This window comes from Neptunomonas sp. ABH4_499 (assembly GCF_056160565.1).
The window spans coordinates 19,326-42,728 of record NZ_JBSWXK010000024.1 but is presented as its reverse complement, the minus strand read 5'-3'; the positions used below and the strand labels follow the sequence as shown (position 1 = coordinate 42,728).

The window sequence follows — 23,403 nt, the reverse complement described above, 5'->3', positions numbered from 1 at the left end:
TGTGAAACCGCTTTGGTTTGAACCCCTCGTTGGTTGGGAGCGCAAATTCTACTGATTTAAGATCTGGCGTCAACACCTTTCTTTCATATTTTGTAAATTATTTACGAAAACGAAAAACGCCCTCTTTAGGAGGGCGTTAACTTAGCTATATAAGTATGGATTGGACGTTAGGATTGGACCGCTTCTTCCTCATCCGCTTCATCGAGGTCTTCTTTACGGACAAAGATCTTCGAGAGAAGAATGCCTAACTCAAACAATAGCCACATTGGGATGGCCAGAAGGCTTTGAGAGATCACATCCGGCGGGGTCAGCAGCATTCCGATCACAAAGCACCCGACCAGAACGTAAGCACGTTTAGCCGCAAGGTCTTTTGCCGTGGTGGCGCCACTCCAGATTAACAGCAGTGTGGCGATTGGAATCTCAAACACAATCCCAAACGCGAAAAACAGCTTCAGCACAAAGTTCAGGTAACTGCTGATGTCCGTCATTACCGCTACGTTCTCAGGCCCTACGCTTGTAAAGAAGCTAAAGATAAGTGGAAAGACCACAAAGTAGGCAAAGGCGATACCACAATAGAAGAGGAAGATACTCGACACTAACAGAGGGATCGCTAAGCGCTTCTCATGCTTATATAAGCCTGGCGCAATAAATGACCAAGCCTGATGCAAGATAAACGGCATCGCCAAGAAGATAGAAGCGACCAAGGTAAGCTTAAAAGGCGCAAAGAATGGCGAGGTTACATCCGTTGCGATCATGCTGGTCCCCTCTGGTAACAGAGAGGTCAGCGGCTCCGATAACGCCTGGTAAAGGTCATTTGCAAAGTAGAACAAGCCGAGAAAGACCGCAAAAACGATCACTAGCGCCCAAATTAGGCGCTGACGCAGTTCTACTAGATGGGAAACGAGCGTTTGTTCTTCCGGCTCGTCTTGATGTATGTGTTGGCTCATGCCGCAGGATTATCCTTACTCTCTGGCGTTGGCCGAATCGCCTCGTTGGAGGGGGATGCCGAATCACTCTCTTGGGATTCAGTCTTAAGCGAAGATTCGCTGGAAGAGTACGGCTGGCGCATCTCGTTGAGCTCTTTTTCTAAGCGCTCTTTTTCAATGGCCGAGGTACGACGTAACTCTTCCATTCGCAATTCTTCGGAGATTTCACGCTGGATGCCGCCAATGGTTCGCTTAGCTCGTCCGACCCAAAGACCGACGGTTCTCACCGCGGTGGGCAGTTTATCAGGACCAAGCACCACCAAAGCGACAACCGCGATTAACAGAAGCTCTGTAAAGCCGATATCAAACATAATGACACCGGTCGTTATTTAGTTTCAGTCGTTTTTTCTGTCTTTGCTTGTGCTGTATCGAAGTCAGCGTCTTTGTTTTCGATCTTTTTATCCACTTCTGGCTCTTCGTTCATCGCTTTCTTAAAGCCTTTGATCGCACCGCCCACGTCACCGCCTAAGTTGCGCAGTTTCTTTGTTCCGAACAGCAGAACGATGATGCCCAGTACGATAACCAGTTGCCAAATGCTGATACCACCAATACCCATGCTTTACTCCTGATAGGTGTCGTCCCTGAAATGCGATCACCTGTATTTGAAATGTTTAATCTTTGCTGCGGGATGCCTTTTCTTCAATCCCGGACAAACCAAAGCGGCGTGCTAACTCATCCAGAACCGCTTGCGGCGATTCATCAAGATGAGACAACATTACCAATGAATGGAACCATAAGTCAGCTGTTTCGTAAATGACATCCTTATGATCGCCACTGTGCTCCGCGTCTTTTGCGGCAATGATGGTCTCGGTGCACTCTTCACCCAGCTTTTCGAGGATCTTGTTTAAGCCTTTTGCGTGCAGACTCGCAACATAGGAGCTATCGGCTTCCGCGCTTTTACGCGTTTCCAGCACCTCACCGAGTTTTTGCAAAATATCGGACATGTTGAACCTTACTTCTTATAAATGTCGGAGGGGTCTTTCAGTACCGGATCGACCGGAACCCACTCGCCTTCTTTATACACTCTGTAAAAACAGCTTTCACGACCAGTATGGCAAGCAATACCGCCAAGCTGTTCCACTTTCATTAGGATAACATCAGCATCACAGTCCAAACGCAACTCGTGAAGCATTTGTACGTGACCTGACTCTTCGCCCTTACGCCACAGTTTACCGCGCGAACGTGACCAATAGATTGCACGATTCTCTATTGCGGTCAATTTAAGCGCTTCTCGGTTCATCCAGGCCACCATTAAGATCTTGCCTGTTTTAACGTCCTGAGCAATCGCGGGGATCAAACCTTGATCGTCCCACTTAACCTGCTCTAGCCACGCATAGGTTTGTTCAGTCATTGTGTTCTCTTTCATCTGTTTAATGCCACCAAAGCCACGCGGAGAAGGCGATCACGCCCCAGCCTATCAGAGAGATCTCTTCCAGCCACTCTTTCAGCTCCGGATGCCCAAAGCCCACCGCAACCATCACAAGCAGCACGGCAGCCGCTGTTTTACGTCGACGGATTCGGGCATGTTTAGCCAACTGTTCTTGGTGCGCTTGCCACTCGGTATCGCGAAGCGCTTGCTGGTTTTTAACGTGCGTTAAGGTGTCAAAGACCAGCTGAGGCACCTGCGGCATTTTATCCAACCAATCTGGGATCTGCTGTTTAACCGAGTGATACGCCGCTTTTGGCCCGACCCGATCTTTCATCCAGCGCTCAAGGAAAGGCTTACCGGTTTTCCATAGATCCAACTCTGGGTACAGCTGTCGTCCCAAACCTTCAATGTTGAGCAGGGTTTTCTGGAGCAGTACCAGCTGCGGCTGAACCTCCATATTAAAGCGACGAGCCGTTTGGAATAGACCGAGCAGCACCTGACCAAAGGAGATGTCTTTTAACGGCTTGTTAAAGATCGGCTCACAGACACTCCGGATGGCAGTTTCAAACGCCGTGACGTTGGTATCCGGCGGCACCCAACCCGAATCAATGTGCAACTGCGCCACTTGGCGATAATCGCGGGTAAAGAAAGCTAAGAAATTACGCGCCAAGTAGTTTTGATCTTCGGATGTGAGTGACCCGATGATGCCAAAATCCACCGCGATGTATTTGGGGTTATTCGGGGTTTCTCGTGAGACGAAGATGTTGCCGGGATGCATATCTGCATGGAAGAAGCTGTCTCTAAAGACTTGCGAGAAGAAGATCTCTACACCTCGCTCGGCCAAGCATTTCAGGTCGGTGCCTTGCTCGATCAGCTCATCAATGTTCGCAACCGGGATGCCATGGATGCGCTCCATCACCAGAATGTTCTGACGGGTGTAATCCCAAAAGATCTCTGGTACATAGAGGAGTTCTGACTGTTCGAAGTTACGACGCAGTTGCGAGCCGTTTGCGGCCTCTTTACGAAGATCCAGCTCATCCAATAAGGTTTGTTTGTACTCTTTAACCACCTCGACCGGGCGTAAACGACGCCCTTCGTGCCACACTTTTTGGATCAAATGCGCCAGCGTAAACAAAAGCGCCACGTCTTTTTCGATCGTTTTATTGATGCCCGGGCGGATCACCTTCACGACCACTTGCTGACCATCTTTAAGGACAGCGCCGTGCACCTGCGCAACGGATGCAGAGGCTAACGGGGTAATTTCAAACGAGGAGAATACGGACTCAACCGAGCTGCCCAGCGCCTTTTCGATCAGGGCTTTGGCTTTTGGCCCTTCAAAAGGCGGGACGTTGTCTTGCAGCTTTTTTAGCTCGTTGGCGATGTCATCTGGAAGAAGATCTCGCCGGGTTGATAGCATCTGACCAAACTTAATGAACACAGGGCCAAGCGACTCTAATGCCAGACGCAAGCGCTCTCCGCGCGGCTGCTCTACTTTAATAAAGTAGCGCCAGACCATCAGATAGGTCAGCAGTCGTAGGTACCACGGCAGTGGCAAATCATCAAAAAACGTATCCAGTCGATAGCGGATAAAGGTATAAGCAATTTTCAGACTTCGGGAGAGACGACGCACCGCGGTTTGTCCTTGTGGAGTAAACTAAAGCGGAGACAAGTGTGCACCGATCATGCGTTAAGGTAAAGCATCAAGCCCGACAAACCTGATCTCGACCATTGTTTTTCGCCTGATACAAAGCTTTATCGGCCCGTTCAAAGAGTTGCTCTACGTTATCGTTTTCTTGCGTCTCAGCCACACCAAAGGACATGGTGATCTTGACCGGTTTGCCATGGAAGTTGAAAGGACTCTCGCTGATGCGGCTTCGAAGTTTATCAATCACGGTTACCGCCGTTTCAGCCTCCGTCGAAGGCAACAGAATCACAAACTCCTCGCCCCCAAAACGCGCAATGAAATCGCTGGTACGTAAGTTTTTAGACAATACGCGCGCCACCAGACGCAGTACTTTGTCGCCTGCCAAGTGGCCGTAGTTGTCATTGATGGACTTAAATAAATCCAAATCACCCACCGCCACCGAGAAGCTTTGCTGATAACGAACCCAGCGTTGAAACTCTTTATTAAGGTGATCATCATAAGCGGCACGGTTAGGGAGGCCTGTTAACGCATCGGTACGGGCTTTTAAGCGCTCCGCTTCCATGTGCGCTTTCACCCGTCGGGATTCCTCCTCCATGGCGCGCATCTGTTGCATCAACTCATCGTGACGTTGTTGAGAGCGTTGCTCCCGAGCTTCTTCATTTTTACGAAACTCGTCCATTGCCGAAACGATGGTGTTGAGCTGGGTGGAGACGGTGGATTTAAGGTCCGTTAGGTCATTCGATGTACTGACTGCGCTGTGGATGCTCTGTACTTCAGTACGGACCTGTTCATCCAACGCTTTGTGCGCTTCGATGAGCAATACATCGTCTTTTTGATTATCAGTCAGATAGGATTGCACGGCACTCAACTGGGTGTTGAGATTAACCAGATATTGTTCAAAGTCTTTGTGAGCCGCGATCGACGCTGCCTGTACTTGCGCAATAAGATCAACCAGCACACTGATCAGTTGATCCATAGAGTCGATCTGCTTGATCGAATTTTGCAACGACGCCAGTTTTGTCGCCTCACCGTTATTCAGCTCCAGCGCCTCAACCAGCTGTTGTAATTCACTGATGACACCTTCCCAGCTGACTGGCGGCTCAGAGGCCGCAGCCGGTTTGGTTGCCTCGGCTGGGCTCTCATCCCCTCCATCAAACAGATTCGCAGGTAACGGGCTTAGGTTCAGCCCTTTTTGGAAGGCCACCATGCGCGATACCCAATCCGGCAGCGCGTATAAGCTTTCGGTGGCCGCTTCGGCTTCACGTTCCAACAAGATCAGCGCCGCTTGTTGATCCCCTTTGCACACGCGCTTTAACGTCAGCGCCCACTCCTGAACCGTTTTGAGCAGCGCATCACTGGCTTCGTGGTTGGCTTGGTCAATCGAACGAATCTCTTTCTCAAGAAGGCCTACCGACGCTTTGCTTAAGCCAGTGGACGATTGCATCTCTTTGCGGGTTTGTTGAAGCGCATCATCGAGCGCCTCCGACTGACCTTGTAAGCCCAACGTCATTTGCGAGAGCGCTAAACGCAGGTACTCGTCAGAGCGGTCGCCCTCTAAGCGTTCTAACTCTCTGGCGGCTTCTTTGTATTTTTGTTTCCAGTCGGTTTGATCTTTTGCCACGCCTTGGCTCTCCGATGATGCGTTAGGTCATCATTAGTATAGCGGCCATTTTGAGGTTTCATTGAATCGGATCTAAAAACAAAAAAAGCCGCACATAGGCAGCTTTCTTAAAAGGAGGAATCAGGGGTTACTGATCACCTTCTTCTTTGTTGATCAAGTAATCAACCACTTTGAGCATGTCAGCTTGGCTACCGGCCATACCCGCCGTAACGCGATATTTACCGTTAACGATCAAGGTTGGTACGCCATCCACCTGATAGCTACGAAGCTTGGAATCACCTTGATTCAGCTTCATGTTAACCGCAAACGAGTTGTAGGTTTTTAGGAACTGATCGCGATCGACCCCTAAAGACTCATAAAAATCGGCAAAGTCTTCAGCACCACGAAAACGCTTACGCTCTACATGAATGGCATCGAACATCGCTTGGTGTGTTTCGTCGACCTTACCCATCAGTTCAGCTGTGTAGTAAGAGCGCGCTGGGCCTTCCCAGCTACGGCCGAAGACCACCGGAATACGTTCGAAATCGATCTCTTCACCTTTTTGCTTTTCCCATGCTTTTAGCATCGGTTCAAAGCTATTACAGTGCGGGCAAGGGTAACCAAACATCTCGACGACTTCGACCTTGTTCGGATCAGCGGTTTTTACCGGCTGAGTCAGCTCGACGTAATCTTTACCTGCCTGGTAAGGCTCTGCCGCCTGTACTGTTGAAAACATCAGCCCAACGGCCATAGTTGCGGTCGCAAGGGACTTCAACATGATGGTGATCTCCATTCTCAGAAAAGTGTCAACGTGAGACCTTAGCAACTCCGTTTCGTTCCGTCATTACGAATCATTCCTATCGGCGTAAAAAAAGCAGCCGAAGCTGCTTTTTAAAGGGCTGTCAGGATCAATACAGGCCTTGGATAAAGTTTGCGACCGCTTTCATTTCGGTATCGCTTAGCTTGGCCGCGATATCGCGCATCATCCCTTGCGGATCGTTACTGCGCTCTCCGGCGCGGAACTTGGTCAACTGTGATTGAGTGTAGGTTTCGTGCTGACCGCTGAGCGCCGGATACCCCGCCGCAGACATCCCTTGGCCACTTGGCATATGGCACGCAGTACAGGCCGGAACACCTTTATCCGCAAGGCCCGCTCGGTAGATCTGCTGACCGAGCTCCAACTGATCTTGACTGGCTTGACCACCTTGCACCTTTTGACCTGCAAAGTAGGCCGCGATGTCGGCCATATCTTGATCGGTCAGGTTATCTAATAGGCCCGTCATCTCGACGATTGGGCGCGCGCCCGCTTTGATCTCTTTCATCTGTTTAAACAGATACGTCTCGTTTTGGCCGGCCAGCTTAGGAAAGGTGCCAACCGCACTGTTACCATCGGCGTTGTGGCAGGCCGCACACACAGCGGTTTTCCCCTGACCTGCCGTAGCATCACCAGCCGCATGAGCCAGCCCGCTGACACCCAAGGTTAACATTACGCTGATCAATAGTTTGTTCATATGTAACCCAGACTCTTATCATGTGTTGATCACCTACCTCGCCACATAAACTTTTATGATGCGCTTGGCAGATACGACGGTGTTATTACACGCTTTATTATTGGTCCCAAGGCATCACCACTGGTGGTTCAGGGCGTTCAAGGGTAATATTTGACCAAATTTTACCGTAATAACCACACACTCTGGAATGACATAAGTCCCCACAAATAGGGGGTTTAATTAGGTAAGTATGTCCGAGATCAATAAAATTCACTATAACTCTGCACGGTTCCTCATCAGCGCTAGCAAACTGAGCCAATGCCCTGAAGACACGGGTGCGGAAGTCGCATTTGCCGGTCGTTCCAACGCAGGTAAATCCAGTGCTATTAATGCGCTGACCAATAACACCAAACTGGCCCGTACCTCCAAAACCCCCGGTCGTACGCAGCTGATCAACTTCTTTTCACTCAGCACAGAGGATTGCCGTTTGGTGGATCTACCCGGCTACGGCTACGCCAAAGTCCCTGTGTCGATGAAAGAGCACTGGCAAAAGCACTTGGATCAGTACCTGCAAAAACGTCAGTGTTTGCGCGGTGTCGTGCTGGTGATGGATATCCGCCATCCGATGAAAGAGTTTGACGAGATGATGGTTCAGTGGTGTGAAGCTACAGGCGTACCGCTGCACGTGATCCTAACCAAGTCGGATAAGCTCAAAAAAGGCCCAGCGCAGTCAACGGTGCTTCAGATTAAAAAGGCACTCAAAGAGCGTTTAGGGGATCTGGTGAGTGTACAGCCGTTCTCGTCTTTAAAGCGCAGTGGCGTCGAGATTCTCAGTCAACGTTTAGATATGTGGATGCTGGCCGAGCCGGAAGATGAGTTCGAAGAAGAGATAACCGTCGCCCCATAAAATAGACCCCAGGCACATCCAGAAGGGGAAGGATGCCGCCTGGGGTCAATGCGTCCTCTGCAGCAAGGGCTCGACATCAAACGATGGGGAACTCAGAGCCTTGCTTCTTAAACAGACCTACCATTTTCGGTTTGGTTTCCAAAAATGTTGAATTTTTAACCAGCATAGATAATTAAAGTCTCTTAAAAGAGACATTAATGCGCTTGATCCCAGCTTTCTCCCACGCCGGCTTCGACAATTAACGGCACATCTAACTGTGCGGCCGTTTGCATCTGCTCTAACAGTGCCGGAATGAACGCATCAACTTGATCCTCTTTCACTTCAAAGACCAATTCATCGTGAACCTGCATAAACATGCGGGCATCAAACTCGCCTTGCGCTAACCAAAGATCCACTTTGACCATGGCCTGTTTGATGATGTCGGCGGCCGTCCCCTGCATAGGCGAGTTGATCGCTGTGCGCTCCGCGGCTTGACGGGCAATCGCATTGCTGGCGTTGATGGCCGGCAGATACAAACGACGCCCAAAGACCGTCTCAACGTACCCATCCCCTTTTGCCTTTTCACGGATGGCGTCCATGTAGTCCTGCACACCCGGGTAGGTCGCAAAATAGTGATCGATGTACTCTTGCGCTTCTTTTCGGCCAATGCCCAACTGCTTAGCCAAACCAAACGCCGACATACCGTAGATCAAACCAAAGTTGATCGCTTTTGCGCTGCGGCGCTGATCTGCGTTGACCTCGTCCAACGGTGTTTTGAACACCTCTGATGCGGTCGCCTTGTGGATATCCTCGCCGTGTGAAAACGCATTCAATAAGCCTTCATCACCCGACAGGTGCGCCATGATGCGAAGCTCAATCTGCGAGTAATCGGCCGCGACAATTTTATAACCCTTTGGCGCAACAAAGGCCTGACGAATGCGTCGCCCTTCTTGGGTACGGATCGGGATGTTTTGTAAGTTAGGATCCGTCGATGATAAACGCCCTGTGGCTGTCACCGCCTGATGGTAAGAGGTGTGAATACGCCCGGTGCGCGGATTGATCATCAAAGGCAGCTTATCGGTGTAGGTCGACTTCAATTTACTGAGGCTTCGGTGCTCTAACAAAATGCTCGGTAAAGGGTAATCCAAGGCCAACTCTTGAAGCACCTCTTCAGCGGTCGAAGGAACGCCTTTTGGCGTCTTCTTTTTCACCGGCAATCCCAGCTTTTCGAATAAGATCTGCTGCAATTGTTTGGTGGACGCTAAGTTGAACTCCTCGCCTGCTTCTTCATAGGCGGCTTTTTCAAGCTCACCTAAGCGCTGCTCGATCTCTTTGCTTTGTTTCCCAAGCACGGTGGCATCCACTAAAGCACCGATTCGCTCCATACGCGACAACACGGGGATCAACGGACGCTCGATATCATCAAAAACCTGGCTTAATGCCCCAGCGCTCTCTAATTTCGGGCGCAGGGTTTGGTGCAAGCGCAGCGTAATGTCCGCATCTTCAGCCGCATAGGGGCCGGCTTGCTCAAGGTCGATCTGGTTAAAGGTCAGCTGCTTTTTGCCTTTACCGGCGATCTCTTCAAAGGAGACGGTTTTAACCCCAAGGTACTTATCCGCCAAGCTGTCCATATCATGACGCGTGGCGGTGGAGTTCAGGACGTAGGATTCGAGCATCGTATCGAATGCAACGCCCTGCAACGTGATGTCGTAACGAGCCAGCACGTTCATATCGTACTTAATGTGTTGGCCGACTTTTTTGATCGACTCATCTTCCAGCAAAGGCTTTAACTTGGCTAACACCTCGTTACGATCCAGTTGATCCGGCGCACCGACATAATCGTGTGCAACCGGCACGTACGCCGCCTCACCAGCCTCAATGGCAAAGGAGACACCGATCAAATTCGCCTCCATGTAATCGAGGGAATCGGTTTCGGTATCAAAGGCAAACAGCTCAGCCTTGGCCAGTCGTTCCAGCCACTCATCAAAGCGCGCGGCCTCCGTTACGACTTCGTAGTTGAGCTCTGATGGCGCTTGTGGCGCGGTATCATCATCACTGGCCAAAGCCTGTGACTCAGCACCGCCCTCTTCAAGCTCACGCACCCAGGTTTTAAACTCATACTCTTTAAAGAGGGTCAGGAGTGCGTCTTTATCAGGGTTCGGCTGTTTGATGTCATCCAGTGTGACATCCAAAGGCACATCGGTTTTGATGGTGGCCAGTAGATAGGAAAGCTCGGCGGCGTCTTTGTTCTCTTCGAGCTTTTTCGCCATCGACTTGGAACCGCGGAAGGAGAGATCCGCAATCTTATCCAAATTTTGATACAGAGTTTCGATGCTGCCAATCCCTTGAAGAAGCGCTAAGGCGGTTTTCTCACCGACCCCCGGAACGCCTGGGATGTTATCCACCTTATCCCCCATCAACGCCAGAAAGTCGATGATCAGCTCTGGTGGGATTCCGTATTTTTCTTTAACGCCATCCACATCCATCACGGTATTCGTCATGGTGTTGATCAAGGTGATGTGTTGATTCACCAACTGCGCCATGTCTTTGTCGCCTGTGGAAATCAGAGTGTCGCACCCTAGCTCGGTCGCTAAACGCGCCAATGTTCCAATAACGTCATCGGCTTCAACCCCATCTTCCACCAATAAAGGCAGGCCCATCGCTTTGATAATGGCGTGGATCGGCTCAACTTGGGCGCGAAGATCGTCAGGCATCGGCGGGCGATGCGACTTGTAGTCGGCGAAGATTTCGTCACGAAACGTTTTACCTTTGGCATCAAACACCACGGCAATACGGCTTTGTGGATATTGATTGATCAGGCTTCTTAACATCGAGGTCACAACCCGCACAGCACCACTTGGCTGACCACTGCTGGTTCGCAAGTTAGCTTGCTGGGAAGCGAAAAACGCTCGGTATAAATAAGAAGAGCCATCGACAAGAATCAAAGGTGAGGTTTGCTGTGACATTCGAAATCCATCGGTTATGTTGCCTAGGGCGCTTTACACGCCTTCGTTACAGGCTCACAATCATAGTCAATTCGTGCCCGTTAAACGAGTCCGATCCCAACGGGGACGCCGAATGAAACTCGATTGATCAAAAAAGAGACTGGATAATGATCAAAACTTTGATGCTGTTGATGGCGCTGTGCGTTTCGTCACTGACCTTTGCCAACGATTTACCTGGTGCACCGGACAACGGCGAGCCTGATATTCGCATCACCTACAAGGATGACTCCACTTATTACGAATACCGAGTCAACGGCCAACTCAAAGAGATCAAGGTTGTGCCGGCCGTCGGCAAAACTTACTACTTAGTGCCTCAGAAAGATGGCTCAATGAAGCAATTGGATACCTCATCTTTGGTGCTGCCAAAATGGGTTATTTTCCGCTGGTAAGCTGAGGGTTTATTTGTGGCTGTATATACGCAACTCTCCCCAAACGATATCGACCGCTTGCTGGAGCAATTCGACCTGGGTAAGTACATCAACTTTAAAGGGATTGATGGCGGTGTCGAGAACACCAACTACTTTGTCACGTTGGACAACGCGGGAACAACGTCCGAATACGTTTTGACCTTATTTGAAGAGTTTACGATGGAAGATATGCCTTTCTTCGTAGAACTCACCACCTGGTTGGCCGAGCGCGGTATCCCTGTGCCAGCGCCGTTTAAAGATAGAAACGGCATCGCGCTTAAAAAAGTGCACAACCGTCCTACATTTTTACAGCCGAAATTTGCTGGCCATCACGTTGAAAAAAGTGAGCTGACCGCGGCGCATTGCGCATCCATTGGTGCGCACTTAGCCAAGTTTCACATGGTCGGTGAAAACTTTTACCTACGCCGCCAATCTCATCGCGGCGTGTTTTGGTGGCGACGCGAGAGTCAGAACATCGCCCGTCACCTCTCCAAAGAGGACAGCGAGCTGCTTCAAGAGGAGGTTCGCCTGTTCGATGAGCTGCGTGAGCAACCGTGGGGCTTGCCAATGGGCGTAGTGCATGGCGATCTGTTCCATGACAATGCTCTGTTTAACGGCACCGAAGTCAGTGCCATTTTGGATGTGTACAACGCTGCAACCGCGTTCCACCTGTTTGACTTGGCAATTGTGGCCAACGATTGGTGTACCGAGCCCGATGGCCGCATAGATCCGGTCCGCGAAGCAGCCTTAATGAACGCTTACGCTGGCCATCGCCCGTTCACCGAGGATGAGTACAAAGCGTGGCCACAACTGGCACGTACGGCGGCCATGCGTTTTTGGCTATCGCGTCTGATTCCGGCGTGTGGTCTTGAGCAAGCGCATCGCCAAGGTGGCAGCGAGCAAGTCATTAAAGACCCGGATGAGCTAAAGCAGGTGCTTTTAGCACGCATCGCCTCGCCCACAGCACTGCCAAATTAACCCACACACCTGGTGTTTTATACAGGTTTTCTTAGCCGTATATCGCCAGTTCGTGTATCCTAAAAAGCCAGCACTGACCCTGCTGGCTTTTTGCGATCAACCCACAGACAAAAGACACTCCCGATGGACGTAACTGCAATCATTGATGGCTTGAACGATGCACAACGCAACGCGGTGACCGCGCCTGTGCAAAACCTCTTGGTACTGGCGGGCGCAGGCTCCGGTAAAACCCGAGTTTTGGTGCATCGCATCGCTTGGCTGGTACAAACCGAGGGGATCTCCCCCTACTCCATCATGGCGGTGACCTTTACCAATAAAGCCGCTCGGGAGATGCGCGCCCGTATCGAAGAGCTGTTGGGCGTAAACCCCGGCGGTATGTGGGTGGGTACCTTTCACGGGCTGGCACACCGCATCTTACGCGCCCACTGGCGTGAAGCGGGCTTGGCCGAAAACTTCCAAATCATGGACAGCGATGATCAACTGCGCTTGATCAAACGTCTCTGCAAAGAGATGAATCTGGATGAGAACCGCTGGCCACCTCGTCAATTTCAGTGGTACATCAACGGTCAAAAAGACGAAGGCTTGCGTAGCCGTCACCTTGAACGCACCCACGATGTGTTTGATCAAACCATGATCGGCATGTACGAAGCCTACGAAGAGGCCTGTGACCGTGGCGGGATGATCGACTTTGGCGAGTTACTGCTGCGCTGTCTGGAACTGCTGCGCGATCACAACCCGCAGCTCTTGGCGCATTACCAAGAGCGTTTTCGCTACATTCTGGTCGATGAGTTTCAGGACACCAACTCGATCCAATACGCATGGCTGCGCTTACTCACCGGCCACGAGCGTAAACTGATGGCCGTGGGTGATGATGATCAGTCGATCTATGGCTGGCGTGGTGCGCGCATCGAGAACATTCAAAACCTGCCAGAGCATTTCCCGGGGGCCGATACAATCCGTTTAGAGCAAAACTACCGCTCTACCCACACGATTTTGCAGGCCGCCAACGCGGTGATCGCCAACAACCAAGGCCGTTTAGGCAAGCAGCTTTGGACCGAAGGCATGGATGGCGAGAAGATCTCGCTGTATTCCGCCTTTAACGAACAAGATGAAGCGCGCTTTATTGTTGGGCAGATCCAAAAATGGATCGATGATGGCAATCTACGCTCTGAATCCGCCATTTTGTATCGATCCAACGCCCAATCGCGGGTGCTGGAGGAAGCCCTGATCCGCTCTGGCGTGCCTTACCGAATCTATGGCGGTCATCGGTTCTATGATCGACTCGAGATCAAAAACGCACTGGCTTACTTACGTCTGGTCTCGAACCGAGAAGACGACACCGCGATGGAGCGGGTCATCAACGTCCCGACCCGCGGCATCGGTACACGTACGATTGATGTGGTGCGTGAACACGCCAAAAACGAAAACGTCTCGATGTGGCGCGCGGCCAACGAAGTGGTTGAGTATAAAAAACTCCCAGCGCGTGCGCTCAATGCACTGCAGACCTTCTTGGATCTGATCAATCAACTTGATACCGCTACCGAAGACACCGACCTGCACGAAACCACGGATCACGTTATTAAGGTCAGTGGTCTGATTGAGCATCACGAAAAAGAGAAAGGCGAAAAAGGCCAATCCCGCATCGAGAACTTGGAAGAGCTGGTCAACGCGGCTAAACAGTTCAGCATGCAGTGGGAAGCCACCCCCGAAGATGAAGCGGCGGATACCACCCTGCTGTCGGCCTTTTTGGATCAAGCTGCACTGGATGCTGGCGACGCTCAGGCGGATGACTTCCAGGATAGCGTACAGCTAATGACCCTTCACTCCGCCAAAGGCTTGGAGTTCCCGTTGGTCTTTATGGCCGGTATGGAAGAAGGCCTCTTCCCGCACAGCATGTCAGCCGAAGAACCCGGCCGCATGGAGGAGGAACGCCGCCTTTGCTACGTGGGCATCACCCGCGCGATGAAAAAACTGTATCTGACCTATGCGGAATCCCGCCGCATGCACGGCCAAGACAACTACAACCGCCCTTCGCGCTTTATCCAAGAGATCCCAACAGATCTGGTGGAAGAGGTCCGATTAAACGCGACCGTTAGCCGCCCACTGACCAGTGGTCGTCCACCATCAAACAACAGCATGTTTAACAGAGTGCAGATAGATGACTCCACACCGAAGATTTTCCTTGGCCAACGGGTGAAACACCCAATCTTTGGTGAAGGGATCGTGTTGAATTGTGAGGGAGATGGGCCTAAGGCACGAGTTCAAGTGAACTTCGATGATGAAGGGACAAAGTGGTTGGTGCTTGGGTTTGCTAAGTTAGAGCCCATGTAATTTGTTTCTAAGGGAGAGGGATTACCCTCTCCCTTAACCCTCTGCAAACCTCTGCTCAATCTTACTGCGTAAGATCCCTTGCGCGTTTCAGTGCTTGGGGCGGCGTTTACAACTCGGCCTTCGGCCTCAAACAAAAGCACCGCTGATCCCAATCACCTGCAATGCTCAGTTGAGCAGAAAGGTAAAGTAACTCCCATTTTGCGAAGCCGAGTATCGCAGATTTTGAAAGATCAGACGTTTGATTGTCTGAGGCCAAAGGCCGAGTTCTCAAACGTCCTTTCAAAAGCGAGAAACGCAAGGGCGTCGGCAACGCCGACCGAGCAACGGGTCGCCTTTGGATTGTTAAGGCCTTTGGCGAAGCAAAGGTCTTAACCTAATACAGTTAGGATAAAAACCACTCCACCGAAATCAACATCCCAATCGCTGAAATAATCCGCCGCATCCAGACTTGCCAACTCACCGAAGGCTCAACCCCCGCCTCCAAAAACGGCTTAAGCGCAAGCCCAATAAACACCACTACCAAACCGCGCGTCGCCAGCATCAGATTCCCCAATACAACCCCACCCAGAACAAAGGCTGTGAACAAAAACACCATCGCAATCAAACACAAAAACGCAGGTGTAATGCACGCTTTAACAGCGGCACGCGCCAATCGCCATGGTCGGAAGGGCAGTGTAAACAAGCTGTTCAACCCGTAGCAGTAGCTCAGGACAAAGATGATTCGATCCAGATCGCTCTCGATACCCACATGACCGATGAAAGCGCCTAGACTGATGTCCGAGACGGAGAAAAACAACACCGTCGTCAGCGCCAGTAAAGTGGCTCGCAACGGCGGTCGGTCCGCGCCGATGGATAGGAAGATCGCCGAGGCCGTCGCCAACGCAACGGCTTGCCACTGTGTAACAGATAGGTCGGTACTTAGGAAAATCGCACTGCCCACGCCAACCACCATCAACTTGAGCGCCAACAAAGGCGCAACTTGTGAGGAGGAAGCGCGATTGAGCGCCGAGAAGAAACTCACCTGCGCGACCCAGTAAAACACCGAGACCCCCAACGCAAACAAATGAGTTTGCAAGGTCATGGTGTCCGGCCAGTAGATGATCGCCACCGGCCATGCAATCCAGCCAAGCTGCCAATGCATCTGAACATTAACCGTCAGTCCTGGGATCAGAAGATGCACTTGTGCACGCCGAACAAACAGATAGAAGATGGATTGGCTAACAACGGCCAAAAAGCCAGCAATAATGGCGATCACAAGTGGGGCTCCAGTGGGTGTTGCGCTGATACCATCTGATAAATCCGATGAAAAAGTCGGTGCGACAGTGCGTTGCGTTAAACACTCTTTTTAATGGATTACATGGGCTCTATAACAAAAAAGGGCTAACGCCCTTTTTTTTGTTTCTTCATCGCCTTTCTAGCTTTTAGGTCCGCAAGTTCCTCGTAAGGGTCTCGACCGTGCAATAGCTTATAGCGGATCGCGTTGCTTTTAAGTAACTGATCCACACGGCTGGAGTAAAAGAGCCATCCACTGAGTGCCGCGACCAAAGCCCAGATGAGATACCATACCTCACCCGAAGCACCTGACAACAACGCCTTAACCCCAAGGCCAGCGTGCAGCAGCGCATAAAACCCCGCTGCATACGCAGATAGGTATCGAAACCGCTTCGAAAAACGCAGCATTTTCACAAAGAAAAAGCTTAAGAGCGCGATCTGTAACACAGCGCCGATCATCAACACCTTGACCTGATCGACCGTGATGCCGTTCGGCTGCAAGAAGAACACACCCGCCAACCAAGACACACCCGCACCGATCAACAAGATATGCGCAAACACCACCGTAACGGTGTTCGGGGGAAAAACCAGCCGCAATAAACTGACCTTACCCTGCAATGGAGCGTCGTGATCTTGGCGGGGCTGAGCTTGGTTGGACGGTTTCACTTAAAACTCTTCGTATACGTTAACGGCCAACTGACGTACCACACCGCTGCCCGCACTGCCGGTAAAGGCCAATAAGGCGGCAAAGGAGTCGGTAATTTGGCTGATGGTGGTGCGTTGTAGTCGATCCGCGGCGTAGCGGGTCGGGTAAACGCCTTGGCGTTGCAGCATTTTTCGCATTCGGTTCGAGATGCCCGGACGGTTTTGACGAATGATCTCTTCGGTCAAACGACGACGCTCGTGGCGGTTCAGCCCTTGCAGTACTGTACGCACCGACTGCCCCTCAGAGTTCAGTACCTTAACGTACTTGATCATCTGATACCCAGACACCGCTACACCCGCCAGCGAGATAACATCCAACGCGGTCATGGTGTTGGTGTACCACTCTTCCGAGTCCAACGCATCCAAGGTTGCAGGCGATTGCGCTTCCAAAGTGACACGCACCGCACCGTTCAAACACTGTGCACCGGTGGCCACGGCGGCGCCGTACGCCACATACGTCATTGCAGAGCTACCGCCACCGGTGACGGGTACAGCCGCAGCCGAGGTAATGATCGCCACAATACTGAACACCATGCCCGCGCAAGCCAAGCCGGTGGATACGCTTTCCATCAGCATTTTGGACTCACGTGGGGTTTGTGCAGCGGCGATAAACTGCTGGTCGCTGACCGGCTCAAACGGCTCGCGGATCACGACTTTAATCGGTTTGATTCGGCACACAGGCTGAAATTCGCGCAGCGTTACGATGTTCAAATGCGCATCCACATACACAACACCTGCACCCACCAGCGCAGGGTCTGCATCAATGGCGGCAAACAACTTTTGAGTATCGACAGAGGCGTTTAAACGAGCCTGTAGGGTTTGTTGACCTAACGTTGGCCGATTAAGAAGGGTATTCAAATCCATGATTACATCCTTATATAAGTGCAGGGAGTCATTCCACGTGCGGCCACCATACGCGAGAAGCGAAGGCCCGGCAAACAGATCCGAAAAGATAAGATTGTTGCCAAGCGATAAAATTCCAAAAATTCTTCTAGCCCTTTTTCGATATACTGGTGCTATTCGTTTAAAAACTGATTCTTTGGAGTAAATATGACTATCGAACGTCAAGAGATCGGTCAGCGCATGAGCCGCATCGTTAAACATAACGGCACCATTTACCTGTGTGGCCAAGTGGCAGCTGATGCAAATGCAGGCATCGCTGAACAAACGCAAACCATGCTGGATAAAGTGGAAGCGCTGCTAGAACAAGCCGGCTCCGATAAAGAGCACATCTTATCCGCCACCGTTTACATCCGCGACATGAAAGATTTTGCGGCGATGAATGCGGTATGGGATGCATGGGTGCCAGAAGGTCACGCCCCTGCACGTGCGTGCGTAGAAGCACGTATGGCTCGCCCAGAGCTTCTGGTCGAAGTCTCTGTGATTGCGGCCGAGAAGTAAGCCTTTGGGTCGATCATGATAACCGCGTGATCGACCTCCCCTCCTCATTTTGAGGCATCTTTTTTAATCGCTGCCCTAAAACGCGTCAACGCTCCTCACCCATAAAGACGTCCTACTTTGGATGTGTTTTGACCAAAAGGTTAGTTTTTATTCCACCTTGTCATAATGACTTTTTTTGATAGATCTGTTTGATGTAAACAGCTGTTGTATACCAACACAGTGTTGGTGGCACACATCCTGCGAGGCCGTAAGTCGGATTAACGTAGGAGAGTTAATGCATGACAACACTGAAACGGATGACCCAATGTGCAGTCGGTGCTGCCTTTTTAGGTCTTACTCAATGGTCACTCACCGCCGTCGCTGACGAGTCGTTTAAACCCGAAGTCTTTACCGTTGAAGAAGCGATCCCCAAAGGCCCTAATGTCTTTGTAAATGAGGCCGGATGGGACGCCGCCAGTAAAATCCATGTCTACGGTCAAGATGGATTAACCTACAAAGGCCTGTTGTCGCTGGGCCTCACCTCTCAGATTTTGCTCTCGAAGGACGCCTCCAAGGTGTATGCGTTCTCTGACTACATGAAACGCTACAGCTACGGCCCCGTTGAGAGTGTGTTGCAGATCTTTGATGTGAATACGCTAACGCCTGAAACCGAGATTGTGATTCCCAACCAAGCGGCCAAAGCGATCGGCATGTCTCAGTTGTTAGAAAAGAGCGCGGATGAATCCTTAATTTATATTCAAAACGCCACACCTGCGACCTCTGTCACCATTGCCAATCAGAAAATCGGCGTGGTTCAAGGGATCATCCCAACCCCTGGTTGCTACGGCATTATCCCGTCCACCCGCGGTTATCGCTTTTCCACCTGGTGCGGTACCGGGCAATTTAAGACCTTTACCGTCAATGGCGACCAATACTCGGTCGAAACATCCGACCCGCTGTTCGACAGCGAAAACTCGCCTTTGTACGTCCATAGCCAGCGATTAAAAGATGGCAAATTGCTATTGGTAGGTTTCAACGGGGATTTGGTGATCGCCGATGACAGCGGCCCAACCATGCGCTTTCTAGAGACGATTCCGGTCGCATCCAAAGAGGAAGGCAACTGGGTGCCAGGTGGCTACATGGTCACCGCGTACAACGCCCCGAATGATCTGGTTTATATGATCATGCACAGCGATGCCTACGAAGGTAGCCACAAAGATGGCTCCGAGGAGATCTGGGCCTACAGTCTTAAGAAACGCAAGTTACTGAGCCGCTCGCCAGCAGAGCACTTAGTCGCCATCACCGTGACTCAGGACAAAACACCTAAGGTGTACGGATCCAATGAGGATGAGGAATCCGTCGATGAGTACACCGTTTCGTCCACCAAAGACTTTAGCCTCACCAAAGCGGCTTCCGACGGTAAAGCGGGCTGGACGACCTCTTTATTGGTGGCCAAATGAGCATGATCGCCGATGTGATCGGCTACTTTGCACTGACCGCCTTGGTGTTTACCGTGCTGCTGTTCCTCAAAGCGGCGCTGTTTAAAGGCTTCGACTTTTTGGAGTTCCAAGGTTACGTTGCCGACTACCAGCTACTGCCAGACAGATGGGTGCGCCCAGCGGCCATGGCGATTGTGGTGCTCGAATGCCTAACGGTGCTGACCCTCTTATTTGAGGCGACGCGCATGATCGGCGTCGTGCTCGCGGTCGGTTTATTAACCCTGTACGCCATCTCAATGGGCATCAACCTAAAACGTGGTCGTTCTCAAATCGAGTGTGGCTGTGGCGGTGTGCCTCAGTATCTAAGCCCACGCTTACTGGTGCGCAATGCCGTGTTGATGGTGATCGCCCTTTTGCCCTTAGCTGGGCTGCCTCAGGCGATGAGCGCCAGTGACACCTTACTGCCCCTGTTGGCGGGTCTGTTCATGTTTGCGATGTATGCACTGATTGAGCAGATCAACGCCAATGTGATGGATCTTCAATCTCCCCGTTTATAAGGACTGACTATGACTGCTTTGTACTTTGCTGTGGCTTTCTTGATGATTGCGGTCATCGTGCTGGGCACAGGTTTCTTCATCCTGGCTCGACAAATTGGCGTTCTGTACGAGCGCATCGCACCGATGGGAGCACTCGTGAATGATTCCGGCCCCAAAGTCGGTGATCAATCCCCGACCTTCTCACTGCCAAGCCTCACAGGCGATGCGGTGCAACTGGGCCAAGGGCAACGCCGATCTACCTTGGTGTTTTTCTTATCCCCAACCTGCCCTGTCTGTAAAAAGCTGATTCCTATTTTGCGCTCCGTGCGTGACAGCGAAGAGGCGTGGCTGGACGTTGTGTTGGCCAGTGATGGCGAGGCGGATAAGCACCAACGCTTTATCGAGTACACAGGGTTGACCGACTTCCCTTATCTACTCTCACCAGAGCTTGGCATCGCTTACCGTGTCTCGCGCTTGCCATTTGCGGTGTTACTGGATGATCAAGGCACCATCCGCTCAAAAGGCTTAGTCAATAGCCGCGAGCAGCTGGAAAGCCTGTTCAATGCCCATGAGATGAATGTGCCCTCCATTCAGGGCTACTTGGATGAAGCACACTCATAAGGAAGGAGTTAACGGATGAAACGATTACTGGAATCTTTGATGGGTGCCATCGATAACCGCACCGAACGCATGACCCGTACCGTGGCCCACAAAAATGGACGCCGCAGTTTCCTGACCAAAGCGGGTGTCGCCGTCGCCGGAGGCGGTCTTCTGCCTGTGCTGCCCTTTGACCGCAATTTTGGACAGGCTTTTGCCAATGAAACCGCTGACGCGGCCGACCCCAATGACCCGACCAGCTGCGATTATTGGCGTTACTGCGCGTTGGATGGCGCTTTGTGTAATGACTGTGGCGGCACACTGACCAGCTGCCCACCGGGATCGGAAGCCTCGAAAGTCTCTTGGGTGGGCACCTGTCATAACCCGAATGACGATAAGGATTATCTGGTCTCTTACAACGACTGTTGCGGTAAAGCGATGTGTAATGGCAACGCCTGTTTAACCAGCGAGCGCGAGCGACCGGGTTATCAGATGGGTCTTCACAACGACATCAACTGGTGCATGGCCAATACCTCTCAAGGGTATCACTGCACGGTGGCGGTACTGGTCGGTATCGCCGAGTAACGCAACCCCGCGAAGGTCCGCCTTCGCGGTCTTCTCCCAGATGGTCTGGTAAGGATAAAACGATGCGCCAAGTGGTTTTTACCCTGAGCTTAGCGTTTCTGATAGGGATAGGTTTTCCAAGTGCACACGCGCAATCGCTAAGCCCTAAAAACAATTTCATTCTTAAATGCGTGGGCTGCCACGGCCCTGATGGCAGCGGCAGTGAAAAAGGGGGCATTCCTGATTTTAACGGCTTTGTCGGCGCGTTTAGCTACTTGCCAGAGGGTCGCTTGTACTTAATGCATGTACCTGGCGTGGTCGGTTCCGGTTTGAACGACCAAGAGATCGCCGATGTGATGAACTACTTGATGCATGAGTGGGGCGGCGAATCGAAGGACTCAGGGTATCAGCCCTTCACCGAACACGAGGTTCAGACGCTTCGGGCCAAGCCACTCAAAGATGTGGTGGATTACCGCCGAACCGTGGTTGAGAAGCTCACCGCGGATGGACGCGCGGTCGCGCCCTACCCTTGGCCGTAAGCCTTGCCTGATTACCCTTGTGCTCGGCGGATTCGACCGTCTTCGTCGATGGCAACCATGACGCATTCGGTCTCGGTCACTTTACGAAGCGCGCGACCATCAGGACAGCGTCCCCACACTTCGACGCGCAGTTTCACTGAGCTTCGGCCCATCTCAAGAATATCGGTATAAAAGCTCAGAATCGTGCCGACCAAAACAGGCGACATAAAGTCCAATGTACCGATCGATACCGTCGCAACGCGACCTGCCGTTTCCTGAGCCGCACGCATCTCAGCTGCTAAAACCGCTTGCGCCGATACCCAGCCACCGTACACATCACCAAACATGTTCGTTGCCGCGTGGTTGGCTGGCAGTTTCAGCGTCATCTCACCGGTTGGGGTGAGCTCGTCATCCAAGTTGTCCAGATCCGTATCGTTCTGAGTATCCATATCCGTTCTTGTTTTTGTTAAAGGGTTAACACATTAGCCCATAGTATAAAGCACAGCTCCCCATCGCGATAAGGGCATCGCCGAATTGATTTCGCTTTTTTACACCCTGTCACATTCTTGTCACAAAGCCTACTTATAGTGCGCACATCGAAATTAATTACAAAACGTTTAACTCGTCTCTCTGGAGCTAGTAATGAAACCAATGAAGAAGTTGTTCGCCGCTGTTGCTATGACAGCCGTGTCTTTCACTGCATCCGCTGCTGATCTGCTGGACCCTAACCTACCAACTTACACTAAAGCATCTGGTGTATCTGGTAACATGTCTAGCGTTGGTTCTGACACTTTGGCAAACCTGATGACGCTGTGGGCTGAAGAGTTCAAGCGTATGTACCCGAACGTTAACGTTCAGATCCAAGCAGCTGGGTCTTCTACTGCGCCTCCAGCTCTGACAGAAGGCACGTCTAACTTCGGTCCTATGTCTCGTAAAATGAAAGACAAAGAGATCGAAGCGTTCGAGAAAAAATACGGCTACAAGCCAACAGCCGTAGCGGTTGCGATCGACGCTCTGGCGGTATTCGCACACAAAGACAACCCAATCAAAGGTCTGTCTATCCCACAAGTTGATGCAATCTTCTCTTCTACTCGTAAGTGTGGCGCTGCTGAAGACATCACTACTTGGGGTCAAGCAGGCGTTGAAGGTTCACTGGCTGACAAAACGATCCAACTGTTCGGTCGTAACTCAGTATCAGGTACATACGGTTACTTCAAAAAGAAAGCACTGTGTAAAGGTGACTACCGTAACAACGTAAACGAACAACCTGGTTCTGCATCGGTTGTTCAGTCTGTTTCTACTTCTTTGAACGGTCTGGGTTACTCAGGTATCGGTTACAAAACCTCTTCTGTTCGTGCACTGCCACTGGCTAAGAAAGAAGGCGACGCTTTCGTAGAAGCGACTCCAGAGAACGCTGTAAACGGTACTTACCCACTGTCTCGTTTCTTGTGGGTATACGTGAACAAGAAACCAGGCCAACCTCTGGCACCAATGGATGCTGAGTTCCTGAAAATGGTTATGGCTAAAGTAGGTCAAGAAGTAGTTGTTAAAGACGGCTACATCCCACTGCCTGCTAAAGTAGTTGAAAAACAAATGGCTGATCTGGGTCTGTAAGACTCACTCAACCTCGCTAAGGACAGCGCTAGGGAGTGTCGAAAGACACTCCCTTTTGTCGTTATGACACCTCTGTAACAT

Annotated in this window: 25 protein-coding genes; 11 read left to right on the top strand and 14 right to left on the bottom strand. The window is 51.3% G+C overall.

Features of this window, described 5'->3' with window-relative positions; genetic code table 11:
* Positions 1-167 precede the first annotated feature (167 nt).
* The 9 genes from tatC to ACXAF9_RS17200 all read right to left on the bottom strand — a co-directional run bounded on the left by tatC (position 168) and on the right by ACXAF9_RS17200 (position 7,111).
* Positions 168-947 (bottom strand): twin-arginine translocase subunit TatC, encoded by a 780-nt coding sequence (tatC, locus tag ACXAF9_RS17240; protein WP_475076402.1) that lies wholly within the window; start codon positions 945-947, stop codon positions 168-170.
* Positions 944-1,297 (bottom strand): Sec-independent protein translocase protein TatB, encoded by a 354-nt coding sequence (tatB, locus tag ACXAF9_RS17235; RefSeq protein ID WP_475076400.1) that lies wholly within the window; start codon positions 1,295-1,297, stop codon positions 944-946. The genes tatC and tatB overlap by 4 nt, the downstream gene beginning before the upstream one ends.
* Before the next feature lie 14 nt (positions 1,298-1,311).
* A complete protein-coding gene (gene tatA / locus ACXAF9_RS17230) occupies positions 1,312-1,542 on the bottom strand; it encodes a twin-arginine translocase TatA/TatE family subunit (protein ID WP_475076398.1) in 231 nt (76 codons plus the stop codon).
* A 55-nt stretch (positions 1,543-1,597) separates the two neighbouring features.
* A complete protein-coding gene (locus ACXAF9_RS17225; RefSeq protein ID WP_475076396.1) occupies positions 1,598-1,930 on the bottom strand; it encodes a phosphoribosyl-ATP diphosphatase in 333 nt (110 codons plus the stop codon).
* An 8-nt stretch (positions 1,931-1,938) separates the two neighbouring features.
* Positions 1,939-2,337: a phosphoribosyl-AMP cyclohydrolase gene (gene hisI / locus ACXAF9_RS17220; protein WP_475076394.1), complete on the bottom strand. Its 399-nt coding sequence runs from the start codon at positions 2,335-2,337 to the stop codon at positions 1,939-1,941.
* A 19-nt stretch (positions 2,338-2,356) separates the two neighbouring features.
* Positions 2,357-3,985, bottom strand: coding sequence for a ubiquinone biosynthesis regulatory protein kinase UbiB (ubiB, locus tag ACXAF9_RS17215; protein ID WP_475076391.1), 1,629 nt, complete (start codon positions 3,983-3,985; stop codon positions 2,357-2,359).
* Positions 3,986-4,055: 70 nt separating this feature from the next.
* Positions 4,056-5,621 carry a GGDEF domain-containing protein gene (locus tag ACXAF9_RS17210; RefSeq protein WP_475076389.1) on the bottom strand — a complete coding sequence of 522 codons (1,566 nt, stop codon included), beginning with the start codon at positions 5,619-5,621 and terminating at the stop codon, positions 4,056-4,058.
* Between the two features lie 127 nt (positions 5,622-5,748).
* Positions 5,749-6,378, bottom strand: a complete 630-nt coding sequence (locus ACXAF9_RS17205; RefSeq protein ID WP_475076386.1) for a thiol:disulfide interchange protein DsbA/DsbL — start codon at positions 6,376-6,378, stop codon at positions 5,749-5,751.
* 130 nt (positions 6,379-6,508) lie between these two features.
* A complete protein-coding gene (locus ACXAF9_RS17200) occupies positions 6,509-7,111 on the bottom strand; it encodes a c-type cytochrome (RefSeq protein WP_475076383.1) in 603 nt (200 codons plus the stop codon).
* 229 nt (positions 7,112-7,340) lie between these two features.
* Here ACXAF9_RS17200 and yihA point away from each other — a divergent pair, with 229 nt between their 5' ends.
* Positions 7,341-7,997, top strand: a complete 657-nt coding sequence (gene yihA, locus ACXAF9_RS17195) for a ribosome biogenesis GTP-binding protein YihA/YsxC (RefSeq protein ID WP_475076380.1) — start codon at positions 7,341-7,343, stop codon at positions 7,995-7,997.
* 194 nt (positions 7,998-8,191) lie between these two features.
* Here the strand turns inward: yihA and polA are convergent, their stop codons facing one another.
* Entirely contained in the window at positions 8,192-10,942 is a 2,751-nt protein-coding gene (gene polA, locus ACXAF9_RS17190; RefSeq protein WP_475076377.1) for a DNA polymerase I, read from the bottom strand.
* A gap of 146 nt (positions 10,943-11,088) precedes the next feature.
* On the opposite strand from polA, the gene ACXAF9_RS17185 reads away from it, so the two are divergent.
* The 3 genes from ACXAF9_RS17185 (at position 11,089) to uvrD (ending at position 14,697) form a co-directional block, all read left to right on the top strand.
* On the top strand, positions 11,089-11,370 hold the full coding sequence (locus ACXAF9_RS17185) for a DUF2782 domain-containing protein (protein ID WP_475076376.1): 282 nt from the start codon (positions 11,089-11,091) through the stop codon (positions 11,368-11,370).
* Positions 11,371-11,385: 15 nt separating this feature from the next.
* The gene (locus ACXAF9_RS17180; RefSeq protein WP_475076375.1) at positions 11,386-12,366 is read left to right on the top strand and encodes a homoserine kinase; all 981 of its coding nucleotides are present in this window, start codon (positions 11,386-11,388) and stop codon (positions 12,364-12,366) included.
* Between the two features lie 123 nt (positions 12,367-12,489).
* The gene (uvrD, locus tag ACXAF9_RS17175; protein ID WP_475076373.1) at positions 12,490-14,697 is read left to right on the top strand and encodes a DNA helicase II; all 2,208 of its coding nucleotides are present in this window, start codon (positions 12,490-12,492) and stop codon (positions 14,695-14,697) included.
* A 382-nt stretch (positions 14,698-15,079) separates the two neighbouring features.
* On the opposite strand, the gene ACXAF9_RS17170 is transcribed toward uvrD, so the two are convergent.
* The 3 genes from ACXAF9_RS17170 to ACXAF9_RS17160 form a co-directional block, all read right to left on the bottom strand.
* Complete coding sequence (locus tag ACXAF9_RS17170) at positions 15,080-15,952, bottom strand: hypothetical protein (protein WP_475076370.1); 873 nt, start codon at positions 15,950-15,952, stop codon at positions 15,080-15,082.
* Between the two features lie 125 nt (positions 15,953-16,077).
* Positions 16,078-16,635 carry a hypothetical protein gene (locus ACXAF9_RS17165; protein ID WP_475076368.1) on the bottom strand — a complete coding sequence of 186 codons (558 nt, stop codon included), beginning with the start codon at positions 16,633-16,635 and terminating at the stop codon, positions 16,078-16,080.
* Positions 16,636-17,538 (bottom strand): hypothetical protein, encoded by a 903-nt coding sequence (locus ACXAF9_RS17160; RefSeq protein ID WP_475076365.1) that lies wholly within the window; start codon positions 17,536-17,538, stop codon positions 16,636-16,638.
* 186 nt (positions 17,539-17,724) lie between these two features.
* Between ACXAF9_RS17160 and ACXAF9_RS17155 the strand changes: the two genes are divergently transcribed.
* The 6 genes from ACXAF9_RS17155 to ACXAF9_RS17130 all read left to right on the top strand — a co-directional run bounded on the left by ACXAF9_RS17155 (position 17,725) and on the right by ACXAF9_RS17130 (position 21,729).
* Positions 17,725-18,075, top strand: a complete 351-nt coding sequence (locus ACXAF9_RS17155) for a RidA family protein (protein WP_475076363.1) — start codon at positions 17,725-17,727, stop codon at positions 18,073-18,075.
* Positions 18,076-18,353: 278 nt separating this feature from the next.
* On the top strand, positions 18,354-19,514 hold the full coding sequence (locus tag ACXAF9_RS17150) for an amine dehydrogenase large subunit (RefSeq protein WP_475076361.1): 1,161 nt from the start codon (positions 18,354-18,356) through the stop codon (positions 19,512-19,514).
* On the top strand, positions 19,511-20,050 hold the full coding sequence (locus ACXAF9_RS17145; protein WP_475076359.1) for a MauE/DoxX family redox-associated membrane protein: 540 nt from the start codon (positions 19,511-19,513) through the stop codon (positions 20,048-20,050). Before ACXAF9_RS17150 ends, ACXAF9_RS17145 begins: the two co-directional genes overlap by 4 nt.
* 9 nt (positions 20,051-20,059) lie before the next feature.
* On the top strand, positions 20,060-20,650 hold the full coding sequence (gene mauD, locus ACXAF9_RS17140; RefSeq protein ID WP_475076357.1) for a methylamine dehydrogenase accessory protein MauD: 591 nt from the start codon (positions 20,060-20,062) through the stop codon (positions 20,648-20,650).
* Positions 20,651-20,665: 15 nt separating this feature from the next.
* A complete protein-coding gene (locus ACXAF9_RS17135) occupies positions 20,666-21,211 on the top strand; it encodes a methylamine dehydrogenase light chain (RefSeq protein ID WP_475076355.1) in 546 nt (181 codons plus the stop codon).
* A 62-nt stretch (positions 21,212-21,273) separates the two neighbouring features.
* Positions 21,274-21,729: a c-type cytochrome gene (locus tag ACXAF9_RS17130; RefSeq protein ID WP_475076353.1), complete on the top strand. Its 456-nt coding sequence runs from the start codon at positions 21,274-21,276 to the stop codon at positions 21,727-21,729.
* A gap of 11 nt (positions 21,730-21,740) precedes the next feature.
* Here the strand turns inward: ACXAF9_RS17130 and ACXAF9_RS17125 are convergent, their stop codons facing one another.
* Positions 21,741-22,157, bottom strand: coding sequence for an acyl-CoA thioesterase (locus tag ACXAF9_RS17125; protein WP_475076351.1), 417 nt, complete (start codon positions 22,155-22,157; stop codon positions 21,741-21,743).
* 193 nt (positions 22,158-22,350) lie between these two features.
* Between ACXAF9_RS17125 and ACXAF9_RS17120 the strand changes: the two genes are divergently transcribed.
* A complete protein-coding gene (locus ACXAF9_RS17120) occupies positions 22,351-23,322 on the top strand; it encodes a PstS family phosphate ABC transporter substrate-binding protein (RefSeq protein ID WP_475076348.1) in 972 nt (323 codons plus the stop codon).
* The last annotated feature ends 81 nt before the right edge of the window (positions 23,323-23,403 follow it).

Excerpts from the sequence above, each read along its gene's own strand:
- tatC (WP_475076402.1), bottom strand. The coding sequence starts at position 947 with ATGAGCCAACACATACATCAAGACGAGCCGGAAGAACAAACGCTCGTT.
- tatB (WP_475076400.1), bottom strand. The coding sequence starts at position 1,297 with ATGTTTGATATCGGCTTTACAGAGCTTCTGTTAATCGCGGTTGTCGCT.
- tatA (WP_475076398.1), bottom strand. The coding sequence starts at position 1,542 with ATGGGTATTGGTGGTATCAGCATTTGGCAACTGGTTATCGTACTGGGC.
- ACXAF9_RS17225 (WP_475076396.1), bottom strand. The coding sequence starts at position 1,930 with ATGTCCGATATTTTGCAAAAACTCGGTGAGGTGCTGGAAACGCGTAAA.
- hisI (WP_475076394.1), bottom strand. The coding sequence starts at position 2,337 with ATGACTGAACAAACCTATGCGTGGCTAGAGCAGGTTAAGTGGGACGAT.
- ACXAF9_RS17205 (WP_475076386.1), bottom strand. The coding sequence starts at position 6,378 with ATGTTGAAGTCCCTTGCGACCGCAACTATGGCCGTTGGGCTGATGTTT.
- ACXAF9_RS17200 (WP_475076383.1), bottom strand. The coding sequence starts at position 7,111 with ATGAACAAACTATTGATCAGCGTAATGTTAACCTTGGGTGTCAGCGGG.
- yihA (WP_475076380.1), top strand. The coding sequence starts at position 7,341 with ATGTCCGAGATCAATAAAATTCACTATAACTCTGCACGGTTCCTCATC.
- polA (WP_475076377.1), bottom strand. The coding sequence starts at position 10,942 with ATGTCACAGCAAACCTCACCTTTGATTCTTGTCGATGGCTCTTCTTAT.
- ACXAF9_RS17185 (WP_475076376.1), top strand. The coding sequence starts at position 11,089 with ATGATCAAAACTTTGATGCTGTTGATGGCGCTGTGCGTTTCGTCACTG.
- uvrD (WP_475076373.1), top strand. The coding sequence starts at position 12,490 with ATGGACGTAACTGCAATCATTGATGGCTTGAACGATGCACAACGCAAC.
- ACXAF9_RS17160 (WP_475076365.1), bottom strand. The coding sequence starts at position 17,538 with ATGGATTTGAATACCCTTCTTAATCGGCCAACGTTAGGTCAACAAACC.
- ACXAF9_RS17155 (WP_475076363.1), top strand. The coding sequence starts at position 17,725 with ATGACTATCGAACGTCAAGAGATCGGTCAGCGCATGAGCCGCATCGTT.
- ACXAF9_RS17150 (WP_475076361.1), top strand. The coding sequence starts at position 18,354 with ATGACAACACTGAAACGGATGACCCAATGTGCAGTCGGTGCTGCCTTT.
- ACXAF9_RS17145 (WP_475076359.1), top strand. The coding sequence starts at position 19,511 with ATGAGCATGATCGCCGATGTGATCGGCTACTTTGCACTGACCGCCTTG.
- mauD (WP_475076357.1), top strand. The coding sequence starts at position 20,060 with ATGACTGCTTTGTACTTTGCTGTGGCTTTCTTGATGATTGCGGTCATC.
- ACXAF9_RS17135 (WP_475076355.1), top strand. The coding sequence starts at position 20,666 with ATGAAACGATTACTGGAATCTTTGATGGGTGCCATCGATAACCGCACC.
- ACXAF9_RS17130 (WP_475076353.1), top strand. The coding sequence starts at position 21,274 with ATGCGCCAAGTGGTTTTTACCCTGAGCTTAGCGTTTCTGATAGGGATA.
- ACXAF9_RS17125 (WP_475076351.1), bottom strand. The coding sequence starts at position 22,157 with ATGGATACTCAGAACGATACGGATCTGGACAACTTGGATGACGAGCTC.
- ACXAF9_RS17120 (WP_475076348.1), top strand. The coding sequence starts at position 22,351 with ATGAAACCAATGAAGAAGTTGTTCGCCGCTGTTGCTATGACAGCCGTG.